Origin of the sequence: Aggregatibacter segnis ATCC 33393, from assembly GCF_900476035.1 — a bacterium.
Taxonomy (GTDB): domain Bacteria; phylum Pseudomonadota; class Gammaproteobacteria; order Enterobacterales; family Pasteurellaceae; genus Aggregatibacter; species Aggregatibacter segnis.
In genome coordinates this window covers 1,544,694-1,556,883 of sequence record NZ_LS483443.1, presented here as the reverse complement: position 1 = coordinate 1,556,883, position 12,190 = coordinate 1,544,694, and the positions used below count along the sequence as shown (strand labels likewise).

At 40.6% G+C, this 12,190-nt stretch carries 11 protein-coding genes and 1 riboswitch; of the genes, 6 read left to right on the top strand and 5 right to left on the bottom strand.

The features are described from left to right. Window positions 1-77: 77 nt before the first annotated feature. Entirely contained in the window at window positions 78-800 is a 723-nt protein-coding gene (locus DQN58_RS07575; protein WP_006718386.1) for a SanA/YdcF family protein, read from the top strand. Here the strand turns inward: DQN58_RS07575 and cra are convergent. The 4 genes from cra to DQN58_RS07555 form a co-directional block, all read right to left on the bottom strand. After that, on the bottom strand, window positions 784-1,773 hold the full coding sequence (cra, locus tag DQN58_RS07570) for a catabolite repressor/activator (protein WP_006718383.1): 990 nt from the start codon (window positions 1,771-1,773) through the stop codon (window positions 784-786). The two genes, DQN58_RS07575 and cra, sit on opposite strands and share 17 nt — an antisense overlap. A 276-nt stretch (window positions 1,774-2,049) precedes the next feature. Continuing rightward, a complete protein-coding gene (ilvN, locus tag DQN58_RS07565; protein ID WP_006718381.1) occupies window positions 2,050-2,541 on the bottom strand; it encodes an acetolactate synthase small subunit in 492 nt (163 codons plus the stop codon). Further along, a complete protein-coding gene (locus DQN58_RS07560; protein WP_006718379.1) occupies window positions 2,541-4,259 on the bottom strand; it encodes an acetolactate synthase 3 large subunit in 1,719 nt (572 codons plus the stop codon). The genes ilvN and DQN58_RS07560 overlap by 1 nt, the downstream gene beginning before the upstream one ends. A gap of 312 nt (window positions 4,260-4,571) precedes the next feature. Then, window positions 4,572-6,104: a Na+/H+ antiporter NhaC family protein gene (locus DQN58_RS07555; RefSeq protein WP_006718377.1), complete on the bottom strand. Its 1,533-nt coding sequence runs from the start codon at window positions 6,102-6,104 to the stop codon at window positions 4,572-4,574. A 95-nt stretch (window positions 6,105-6,199) separates the two neighbouring features. Continuing rightward, window positions 6,200-6,373: riboswitch (Lysine riboswitch) on the bottom strand. A gap of 160 nt (window positions 6,374-6,533) precedes the next feature. On the opposite strand from DQN58_RS07555, the gene DQN58_RS07550 reads away from it, so the two are divergent. The 5 genes from DQN58_RS07550 (at window position 6,534) to DQN58_RS07530 (ending at window position 11,289) form a co-directional block, all read left to right on the top strand. Continuing rightward, a complete protein-coding gene (locus tag DQN58_RS07550) occupies window positions 6,534-6,932 on the top strand; it encodes an H-NS family histone-like protein (RefSeq protein WP_006718374.1) in 399 nt (132 codons plus the stop codon). Between the two features lie 62 nt (window positions 6,933-6,994). Next, window positions 6,995-7,831 (top strand): formyltetrahydrofolate deformylase, encoded by an 837-nt coding sequence (gene purU, locus DQN58_RS07545; protein WP_006718372.1) that lies wholly within the window; start codon window positions 6,995-6,997, stop codon window positions 7,829-7,831. Between the two features lie 158 nt (window positions 7,832-7,989). Continuing rightward, window positions 7,990-8,619, top strand: coding sequence for a 23S rRNA (uridine(2552)-2'-O)-methyltransferase RlmE (gene rlmE, locus DQN58_RS07540; RefSeq protein WP_006718370.1), 630 nt, complete (start codon window positions 7,990-7,992; stop codon window positions 8,617-8,619). Window positions 8,620-8,734: 115 nt separating this feature from the next. Then, a complete protein-coding gene (gene ftsH / locus DQN58_RS07535; RefSeq protein WP_006718368.1) occupies window positions 8,735-10,669 on the top strand; it encodes an ATP-dependent zinc metalloprotease FtsH in 1,935 nt (644 codons plus the stop codon). Window positions 10,670-10,752: 83 nt separating this feature from the next. Then, entirely contained in the window at window positions 10,753-11,289 is a 537-nt protein-coding gene (locus DQN58_RS07530) for an elongation factor P hydroxylase (protein WP_006718366.1), read from the top strand. A 58-nt stretch (window positions 11,290-11,347) separates the two neighbouring features. On the opposite strand, the gene queF is transcribed toward DQN58_RS07530, so the two are convergent. Next, complete coding sequence (gene queF, locus DQN58_RS07525; RefSeq protein ID WP_032997889.1) at window positions 11,348-12,187, bottom strand: NADPH-dependent 7-cyano-7-deazaguanine reductase QueF; 840 nt, start codon at window positions 12,185-12,187, stop codon at window positions 11,348-11,350. Between the last annotated feature and the right edge of the window lie 3 nt (window positions 12,188-12,190).

The window sequence follows — 12,190 nt, the reverse complement described above, 5'->3', positions numbered from 1 at the left end:
TAAATAACGAAATTACACTTGAATTCCAGGCTTTTTTTCATTATGTTGAATACCAATTTTTTCTGATAAAACAGCCAATGAAATTGAATTTAAAAGAAAAGTTACAAATATATTTCACACTAACGCAGATGAAACGGCTTTCCCGTTACATGGCGTTATTTATGGCTTTTTTTGCGATTTTGTTGGTGATTGTTGATCAGACCATTGGATACTATGTGCGTAATGACATTTACTATGACATCGAAAAAGTGCCAAATCGTCCTTATGGCTTGGTGCTTGGCACGTCAAAATATTTCTCGGATAACACTCTGAATCTCTTTTATTACAATCGATTATTGACTGCTCAACGTTTGTTTGAAAAAAGAAAAGTAGATTATTTATTGTTAAGTGGTGATAACCGTACATTGCAATACAATGAACCGCGTACCATGTTGAAAGATTTGAAAAAGATGGGCGTTCCGCAAGAGTTTATTTATTTAGATTTTGCCGGATTCCGCACATTGGATTCCGTGGTTCGTGCCGATCAAGTGTTTCAAGCTCATTCTCTCACGATCATTTCACAAAAATTCCACTGTGAACGCGCTCTATTTATTGCAAAATTCCATGACATTGATGCTATTTGTTTCGTTGCCGATTATCCGCAAGGTTATACAAAAGTGCGAGTGCGAGAATTTTTTGCCCGCTTGCAGGCTGTGTGGGATTTATTAATGGAAAGGGAACCGCACTTTTTAGGGGTACCGGAACCTTTGCCCCCACCGGTGACGATTCCCGATGTGACGGATGCTAACAGTGGTACTTAATGACTTTACGGCTTAAAGGCGTGCTATTTACTGTTGTTTTATGTTTTTTCGAAATAGCATCAAATGCCAAATTCAATAGAGATTGCGATACTTTATCGTAATCTTGCACGCTACAAATCACCGGGTTTTCTAATAACTCCAACATTTCAAAATGACCAAAGGTTGCAATCGTTAAGTGATGAGGCACATGCCCAAAACGTTGTAATAATACCAACATCACGCCTTCTAATAGCGTAAATGAAGTGGTAAAAATGGTTGTTGGCAAATTCCCTTTTTCTGATAACCATTGTGCAAATGTATTTGCCGCATTGTTTTTATGAAATTTATCTGTATATAAATAATCAACTTTTACCGTTTTATCTTTCAGTGCTTTGCGAAAACCCAGCTCACGCTCCTTGCTAGTGGGCAATTCAGACAGTGCGCCAAAGAATAACACCTGCTGTTGATTTGGCAGTTTGAGAAATTCCTCTGCTAAGCGACATGCATCGCCTTCATCATCGGTCAATACATTTACCACATTGGGGGATTGAATACGGCGATCAAACCCAATAACAGGTACATCGGCATTTTGATAAAAATCTGTGTTATAAGGTAGAGCAGAAGAGACAACCAACGCATCAACTTGACGTTGTAATAAATGTTTTACGCAGTCTTGTTCATTTTCAATATGATCATTGGAGCAAGAAATTAACAGCTGATATCCTTTTTCTCGCAAGCGATTTTCTAACTTGTTGGCGATTTTTGCGTAGCTGATATTTTCAAAATCAGGAATAATCAAACCAATAGTTTTACTTTTACCTACGCGCAAGCTTGCCGCCATGGCATTGGGTTTGAAATCATATTGCTTAATCAGCGCCTGCACTTTGGCTATCGTGCTATCGCTTACGCGATATTGTTTAGCTTTTCCATTCACAACGTAGCTCACCGTTGTGCAAGAAACGCCCGCTAACTTGGCGATTTCATCTAATTTCACATTAACTCCTTATAAATGTCAGAAATAGATCGTAGATTGATTAAATTGCACAAATTTTGCATGTAACTACGTAGATTATAGCATCTCATTTTATTAAAAATGGAATGCATGTCACAAAATTGTTTATATGTTCAAAATATGCTGGGATTGGGTGGAAATAAGCTTATCAAACTGTTAAGTGGGATTTGCTTTGCTCTTGCGTATTTAAAAAATTAAATAAAAAGTGCGGTCAAAATTTACAACGAATTTTGACCGCACTTGGTGTTTATATAGCGACTATAAATAGCCTTTTTCTCCACGTGGTAAGCTCACTAAACCGGAGCGGACGATTTCGATGACAACGGCTTCTTCTTTTAGGGTACTCACGAAGGCGTCCAGTTTGTCTTTGGTGCCGGTGAGCTGGATGATGTAAGACTTCGTGGTGACGTCCACAATTTGCGCACGGAAAATATCCGTCAAACGTTTCAGTTCTTCTCGCGCTGCGCCTTGTGCACGTACTTTAATTAACATCACTTCACGCTCAACGTGTTCGCAGCCGCTTAAATTAATCACTTTGAACACATCCACTAATTTGTGTAGTTGCTTTTCAATTTGCTCTAGCACTTGTTCATCACCGTAGGTTTCGATAGTCATACGGGATAACGTTGGATCGTCTGTTGGTGCTACAGTAAGGCTTTCAATGTTGAAAGCACGTTGTGAGAATAAGGCGACGACGCGGGATAACGCACCTGATTCATTTTCGAGTAATACTGATAAAATTCTACGCATTATGCATTCTCCGGTTTAGTCAAAATCATTTCATTCATAGCGCCACCACGCACTTGCATTGGGTAAACGTGTTCGTTGGCATCAACGTTGACGTCAACAAAGACCAGTTTATTTTTTATACTGAACGCTTGTTGGAGTTTTTCTTCCAGTTCTTCCGGTTTGGCGATTTGAATACCCACATGATCGTAGGCTTCCGCTAATTTTACGAAATCCGGCAACGAGTTCATGTAAGTTTGCGAATGGCGACCGGAATAAATCAAATCCTGCCATTGTTTCACCATACCGAGGAAATGGTTGTTCAAACAAATGACGACGATAGGAATATCATACTGTTTGGCGGTAGAAAGTTCTTGAATGTTCATTTGAATACTTCCATCACCGGTAATACAAACCACCGTCGCTTTCGGATCGGCAAGTTTTACGCCAAGTGCAGCAGGTAAACCGAAGCCCATGGTGCCAAGCCCACCGGAATTGATCCAACGACGTGGTTGGTCGAACGGGTAGTGTAATGCAGCAAACATTTGGTGTTGTCCTACATCAGATGCCACATAGGCATTACCCTTGGTTAGGCGATAAATCGTTTCAAGCACTTGCTGTGGTTTGATCACGCCACTGTGACGATCGAAATTGAGGCATTTTTCTGCTTTCCATTGTTCGATTTCTTTCCACCAATCGGTTAAATCAGATTGGGATTTCGCAAGGTTTTCATCTTCCAATAACGATAAAAATTCGTCTAATACGCTTTCTGCGCTGCCTACAATTGGAATTGCCACCGGTACGGTTTTGGAAATGGAGGTGGGATCCACATCCACATGAATCACTTTCGCATTCGGGCAATATTTCGCGAGATTATTGGTGGTGCGATCGTCAAAGCGAACGCCGATACCTAAAATCAAGTCGCTGTTATGCATTGCCGTATTGGCTTCATAAGTGCCGTGCATACCAAGCATCCCAAGGAATTGTCTATCCGTACCCGGGAATGCGCCTAGGCCCATAAGAGAAGATGTGACTGGCAAATTTAACTGTTTAGCAAAGCGTGTTAAGGCATTGTGGCAGTTGGCCGAAATGACACCACCGCCCACGAAAAGCACCGGTTTTTTTGCCACCAATAAGGCTTTTAAGGCTTTTTTGATTTGCCCTTTGTGACCTTGCACCGTTGGGCTGTAAGAACGCAAAGTGACTTCTTCCGGATAAGTGTAGGCAAATTTGTTTAATGGATTAACAACATCTTTTGGTAAATCAATGACCACAGGGCCTGGACGACCGGTAGAGGCAATATAAAAGGCTTTCTTAATGATGGTCGGAATGTCTTCCGGGTTTTTAACTAAAAAACTGTGTTTCACGACCGGACGGGAAATCCCCACCATGTCGCATTCTTGGAAGGCATCACTACCAATTAACCCCGATGGTACTTGCCCGGAAAGCACCACTAACGGAATAGAATCCGCATATGCGGTAGCAATGCCGGTAATGGCATTGGTGGCACCAGGGCCGGAGGTAACTAAAACACAGCCTACTTTACCGGTGGCTCGTGCGTAACCATCAGCCATGTGTACTGCGGCTTGTTCGTGGCGTACTAAAATATGTTCAATACCGCCGAGGGTATGAATGGCATCATAAATGTCTAAAACTGTACCGCCAGGATAACCAAATAAAAATTCAACACCTTGATCACGCAAGGATTGAACGACCATTTCTGCTCCCGATAATTTTTTCATTTTCACCTCTTAATATGTTGCTTCAAAAAACGCTGATTTTTTTTACCGCACTTTTACATAAACAACGTAAATGTGGGTACTTTGTAGGAATGAAATTATTTTTAATGGAAAGCAGCTAAGTTGTCTATTTAAAATTTGATGGAAAAATGAATTTTTTCTGAATTTGCCAGTATAAAATTCTTTTTAAATTTTAATTTTGGTTTTTTATAAAATTATTTTTATTTTAGGTATAAAAAATGCGACTTTATGCCGCATTTTATAAATTTAACAAAATTATATTTTTTGTTTTGGTTTTGTGCGCTAGATCACAATTTAGCGTTTTTTAAAGATAAACACGAGTAAGGCAAGTACAGCACCTGTGGTGATAAAACCAAGTAGACCGGAATAGGTGAAACCGACAACGATATAGCCCGCAATAGTTGCGGTTGCCACGGTAAGGGCATAAGGCAACTGTGAGGTAACGTGATCCATGTGGTCGCATTTTGCCCCAGTGGAAGACAAAATGGTCGTATCGGATACCGGTGAGCAGTGGTCACCGCAAACGGCTCCCGCCATCACTGCGGATAAGCAAGGCAACATAAATTCTACAGAGCCAGGCATTGCGTGAGAGGCGATTGCTGCAGCGATAGGTAACATAATACCGAAGGTTCCCCAGCTGGTGCCGGTGGAGAATGCCATAACGGATGCCAAAATAAATAAAAGTGCAGGTAATAAAGCAAGTGGCAATGTATCGGAAACTAAAGAGGCTAAATAAGCACCGGTTTTCACATCGCTTACCACATTATTAATTGTCCATGCGAAGAATAAAATGAGAATCGCACCAGACATGGATTTAATCCCTACGCCCCACGCTTTGATGTATTCGGAGGTATTCACCAAACGATCGGCAAAAATACAAAGTGAAGCAACTAATACCGCACTTAAACCACCGGTCACTAATGACACGCCAACGGTGGTATTTTCAAATGCACCTAAGATAGAGAAAGGTTTGCCATCGGCGGCTAAGGCTTCGTTACCCGTATACATCATGGCGGAAACGGTCACGATAATTAAGGTTAAAATCGGTAGTACAAGATTACGTACATGGCCTTTTATGTCAGAGAGTTGTTCTTCTTCTGTATTTTCAGCTTCTAATGCAAGTTTTTCATGTTGTGCCATCGAGCCAATATCAAAAGAGAAATAGGCAACAAAGAACACCATTAAAATGGAGAAAATGGCATAAAAGTTCATAGCACTCATTGCCATAAATGCACCGATAGGGGTGTAGCCGGTGAGTGAGTAGGTTGCAAATAAGCCTGCGATTAACGTAATAATGTACGCTCCCCAGCTGGACACCGGCATAAGCACACACATCGGCGCGGCTGTAGAGTCGAGAATATAAGCTAATTTAGCGCGAGATACTTTGAATTTATCGGTAATTGGGCGAGCAATTGCACCGACAGCTAAGCTGTGGAAATAGTCATCAATAAAGGTAATGAAAACTAGTGCTGCGGCAACTAATTTTGCACCACGACGATCTTTAATGTGTTTTTGCGCCCATTCGGCAAATGCACGGTTACTGCCGGACATGCTTAAAAGTGCGGTCAAAACGCCAAGCAATAATAAGAAAAGCAGAATGTTAATGTTGTTGCTATTCAAACCGTCTTCTGTAATGAAAAGGGAAGAAATATTATTTTTTAAATACACTAAGGTATTCAGCGGTTCGAAGTTCGCCAACATGGTGGCACCGACCAGAATCCCGACACTTAAAGAAAGGATAACTTTACGCGTAACAATCGCTAATACTAACGCAAGTAAAGGAGGAAGTATTGACCAAATTGACGATGAATAATCGATGAGTTCCATATGTTGTTCTACCTAAAATTAAGGGAGAACCACTGACTTTAAATATTTAGAATAATCAGAAATGATTTAAAACGGCAGGTAAATAAAGACCCAACCTAACCAGTAGCGCTCCATAGTTGTTATTGACTATGACAGTGACGGTTCTTTCGAAGACGCCACCAACCAGTTAAAACGACTTTTAACTGATTTCGGCAAACGTTCCTTTCCATTTTCTTCATCGTTATCCACTCTGAAAATATACTTATAACGTTTGCACCTCTACGTATGTATAGGACACCACAAGACTACAATAAAAAAAGAGGAATGCCAATAAGGAAAATGAAATTTTACGTCATAAATAAATTCGATAAATTCTGTTTACCTAGAATATTTATTTGTTTATGATAGTTAAGGATTTTATATTAATAATGAATATCGGAGGTAAATTTAATGGCTGAAGTGTTAAAAGTTTTAACAAATATTCGTAGTTTACGTGTACTTGCTCGAAACGAATCGTTGGAATTATTAGAAAGTATTTTAGAAAAGTTACAACTGGTTATTTCTGAAAAAAGAGAAGAACTCTTGAAAATTCAACAAGAGGAAAAAGAGCGTCAAGAACGCATCGCTAAATATAAAGATTTATTGAAACAAGAAGGTATTACCGTCGATGAATTAGCTGAGATTTTAGGTGCGGAAGTTCCTCGTAAGAAGCGAGAAACACGCCCTGCAAAGTATCAGTATGTGGATGAAAATGGCGTAACAAAAACTTGGACTGGTCAAGGCCGTACGCCAAAAGCGATTCAAACAAAATTAGATAAAGGTCAATCTTTATCCGATTTTGAAATTTAATATTGTTTTAATTATCGTAAGAAACCCATTTTTATGGGTTTCTTTTTTATTAAGAGGATAATATGGTTGAAAATAAAATATTATTGACAGATTGTCCTGATGCGAAAGGACTTATTTCTAAGATCACAAATATTTGTTATAAGCATCAATTAAATATTGTGCATAATAATGAATTTGTTGATTTTGAAACCAAACATTTTTTTATGCGCACGGAACTACAAGGGATTTTTAATGAAGAAACTTTGTTGGCCGATTTAGCGCTGAGTTTACCTGAAGGGACCAATTGCCGTCTCATCAGTACAAAACGTAAACGAATTGTGATTTTAGTCACGAAAGAGGCGCATTGTTTAGGCGATATTTTGATGAAAAATTACTATGGTGGTCTTGATGTGGAGATTGCTGCCGTGATTGGAAATCATGATTCATTGCGTACGTTGGCAGAACGTTTTGATGTACCGTTTTTCTGCATTAGTCATCAAGATTTAACCCGTGAAGAACACGATGAGTTGCTCGCTGAAAAAATTGATGAATTTGCACCGGATTACATTGTGCTTGCGAAGTATATGCGCGTGCTAAATCCAAAATTTGTGGCTCGTTATCCTAATCGAGTTATTAATATTCACCACTCATTCTTACCGGCATTTATTGGTGCGAAACCTTATCAACAAGCTTATGAACGCGGCGTGAAAATTATTGGTGCAACAGCGCATTTTATTAATAATGAGTTGGATCAAGGACCGATTATTATGCAGAATGTGATCAATATTGACCATACTTATAGCGCGGAATCTATGATGAAAGCCGGGCGTGATGTAGAAAAAACAGTATTGAGTCGCGCTTTAGATTTGGCATTGCACGATCGTATTTTCGTTTATAAAAATAAAACGATCGTTTTATAGACCGCACTTTAATTGCTACAATAAGCACCATTCTGATTTAAGCCACCTTTCTGTCAAAAATCGAGGAAAGGTGGATTTTTTATTAATGATGATTTAAGGCTTGAAAAGTAAAGCTTAAGCCTTCATATATAACGACATTACAAAATACAAGACAGGTTATGGGCAAGAAAAAACGCTCGGCGAGTTCTACTCGCTGGTTAAACGAACATTTTAAAGATCCTTTTGTACAAAAAGCGCATAAGCAAAAACTGCGTTCCCGTGCATATTTCAAACTTGATGAAATCCAGCAAACAGACCGTTTATTTAAACCGGGTATGACAGTGGTCGATCTTGGTGCCGCTCCGGGTGGTTGGTCGCAGTATGTCGTCAGCCAAATTGGTCGGAATGGACGCGTTATCGCATGCGATATTTTGGAGATGGATCCCATTGTAGGGGTTGATTTCCTACAAGGGGATTTCCGTGATGAAAATGTCCTGAGTACTTTGCTAGAACGCGTTGGCGAAGAAAAAGTCGATGTGGTGATGTCGGATATGGCGCCTAATTTCAGTGGAATGCCATCAGTGGATATTCCACGCGCAATGTATTTGGTCGAGCTTGCATTAGATATGTGCAAACAGGTGTTGGCGAACAAAGGCAGTTTTGTTGTAAAAGTTTTTCAGGGTGAAGGTTTTGATGAATACTTAAAAGAGATTCGTTCTCTCTTTAGTGTAGTAAAAGTTCGGAAACCTGAGGCCTCTCGAGATCGCTCTCGGGAAGTTTATATCGTTGCAAGTGGCTATAAGTTTTAATGGGTTAAGTAACAAAGAAAGACAATCAATTTGATAACTTTAACTTTCGAAATAAATATAGTAACCTTGCAACATTTTATTAACTTTATAAGTATGGGGTAATGCCTTGAACGATATGGTAAAAAATTTAATTCTTTGGGTTATTGTTGCTGTTGTAATGATGACGGCATATCAAAGTTTTAATTCGACTTCTACCGGCAGTGTAACGGACTATACAACTTTTATTACTGATGTTGAAAATAGTCAGGTGCGTCAGGCTAAGTTTGAAGACAATGAAATTTTAGTTACCAAAGCAGACGGTTCTAGATATACAACAGTCATTCCTTTAGAAGATAAAAACTTACTGAATGATTTATTAAATAAAAAAGTCAAAGTAGAAGGCACGCCTCCGGAAAGAAGAGGATTATTATCTCAAATCTTGATTGCTTGGTTCCCGATGTTGTTATTAATCGGCGTCTGGGTTTTCTTCATGCGTCAAATGCAAGGTGGTGGCGGTAAAGCCATGAGCTTTGGCAAAAGTCGCGCGCGTATGATGACACAAGAGCAAATCAAAACCACTTTTGCCGATGTGGCCGGTTGTGATGAAGCGAAAGAAGAAGTGGCTGAAATCGTTGACTTCTTACGTGAACCGAAAAAATTCCAAAATTTAGGCGGTAAAATTCCAAAAGGGATTTTAATGGTTGGTCCTCCGGGGACCGGTAAAACGTTATTGGCAAAAGCGATTGCCGGTGAAGCGAAAGTACCTTTCTTCACGATTTCCGGTTCTGATTTCGTTGAAATGTTCGTGGGGGTTGGGGCTTCTCGTGTGCGCGATATGTTTGAACAAGCGAAGAAAAATGCGCCTTGTTTGATTTTTATCGATGAAATCGATGCCGTCGGTCGCCAACGTGGTGCTGGGCTTGGTGGTGGTCATGATGAACGCGAGCAAACCTTAAACCAAATGTTGGTTGAAATGGATGGCTTTGAAGGTAATGAAGGCGTTATCGTGATTGCTGCAACTAACCGTCCGGATGTTTTAGACCCAGCGTTAACCCGCCCGGGACGTTTCGACCGTCAAGTTGTGGTTGGATTGCCTGATGTGAAAGGTCGTGAGCAAATTCTTAAAGTTCACATGCGAAAAGTGCCTGTTGGGCCGGATGTTGATGCAATGACCCTTGCGCGAGGTACGCCGGGCTATTCCGGTGCGGATTTGGCAAACTTGGTGAATGAAGCGGCGTTATTTGCTGCACGCACCAATAAACGTATCGTTACGATGGTTGAGTTTGAAAAAGCCAAAGACAAAATCAACATGGGACCTGAACGTCGCACCATGATCATGACTGACAAGCAAAAAGAGTCCACCGCATATCATGAAGCGGGTCATGCCATTGTCGGTTATTTGGTGCCGGAACACGATCCAGTGCATAAAGTAACAATTATTCCACGCGGACGTGCTTTAGGTGTAACCTTCTTCTTACCGGAAGGCGACCAAGTCAGCATCAGTCAAAAACAATTGGAAAGTAAACTTTCTACATTGTACGCAGGGCGTTTAGCAGAAGACTTGATTTACGGCGAAGAAAATATTTCTACAGGCGCTTCTAACGATATTAAAGTGGCAACTAATATTGCTCGTAACATGGTTACTCAATGGGGTTTCTCCGATAAACTTGGTCCAATTCTTTACACTGAGGATGACGGGGAAGTATTCTTGGGGCGTTCCATGGCGAAAGCAAAACACATGTCTGATGAAACTGCTCATGTGATTGATGAGGAAGTGCGTGCGATTGTGAGTCGTAACTATGAACGTGCGAGACAAATTCTGATCGACAATATGGATATTTTACACGCCATGAAAGATGCGTTAGTAAAATATGAAACCATTGAAGAAGAGCAAATTAAACAGTTGATGAATCGCCAACCGGTTACACCGCCAGCCGGTTGGGAAGAACCGAAGGGCACTAATAGCGCTGAGCCTCAACAGCCAAAAGCTGAAGAGCCTAAAGCAGTAGAGACTCAACAGCCTGAAAGTGCGGTAGAAAAAAACGACGATTCTGCCTCCTCTGATAACTAAACAAAAAAAGCCTTTTCGGTTCGCCGCAAAGGCTTTATTATTGCAACCCGCTTCTTTAAGCGGGTTTATTTTTTGGAGTCAAAATGGAACATCATATCGAAGATTTAATCCATATTTTTAATCAATGTTTTGAACAAGAATACAACACCAAATTAGTCAAAGGGGGCGATGAGCCATTGTATGTTCCGGCAAATGAGGATTGCCCTTACAATGCCATTTATTTTGCGCGTGGTTTTTACAGCAGTGGATTACATGAAATCTCCCACTGGCTGGTCGCCGGTAAAGAACGCCGTAAATTAGAAGATTTTGGCTATTGGTATGAACCTGATGGACGTAGCGAAGAGCAACAACGTTTATTTGAAAAAGTGGAAGTCAAACCGCAAGCATTAGAATGGATTTTGGCAACCGCTGCCGGTTTTCGTTATTTTGCCAGCGCTGATAATCTCAATGGGCAACCTGGTGATACTCAACCGTTTAAACAGGCGGTCTATGAACAAGTGAAGGTCTATGCGGAAAAAGGTTTACCAAAACGGGCCGAAACTTTGCGACAAGCGTTAGTTAAGTTTTACGGCACGGAAGACGGTATTGATCTAACGAAGTTTGATGTGACAAGAATTTAGTTTAGAACGTAAAAGTGCGGTCATAAAATCTAACAAATTTTGTGACCGCACTTGATGTTTATTGTCGTGCTAATCGCAGGTTTTGTGGCAACGCTTCAAAGTTTGAGCGATATGGATTGATATCTAGCCCGCCTCGACGAGTGTAGCGCGCATATACCGTCAGCTTTTCCGGTTTTGCATATTGCATGAGGTCACAGAAAATACGCTCAACGCATTGCTCGTGGAATTCGTTATGTTGACGGAAAGAAATAATGTAGCGCAATAACTGCTCACGATTAATTTGTTTACCCACATAATGAATCTGCAAGCTCCCCCAATCCGGCTGTTGGGTAATAAGGCAGTTGGATTTGAGCAAATGACTGACCAACGTTTCTTCGACCACATTATCCCCAGTACAATTTTTCAGTAACTCAGCGTTAAACGCATAATCCTGAATTTCAATATCTAACTCATCAATACATTCGCCTGATAGGGCAACAATAGGCTGTGCCGTATAGTTTGCCAGCGAATTTAATTGCACCTTAACTTCACCTTTGGCGCAATCCTGTAAATCCTGTTGCAGGATGTGTTGCACTTCGGCAGCGTCAGCAAATTTTGTTTGGTTAAAACTGTTTAAATAGAGTTTAAAACTTTTCGATTCGATTAAATTTTCACTACAAAAATCAATTTGTACATCGGCAATCGCCACTTGGGGAACGCCTTTGAGGTTGAGCCATGAAATTTCATACGCCGTCCAAATATCGGCACCAATGGAAAAGGGCTGTGTTTGTGTAATGCCCAACGTGTCGCGATTGAGATGGCGAGGGACCGGTTGTAATAAAGTGCGGTCATATTTTTCCGCATATTGAGTTTGCTGACCGAGTTTTAAGGCGTTCAGGCTGGGATCTTGATAATGCATAGT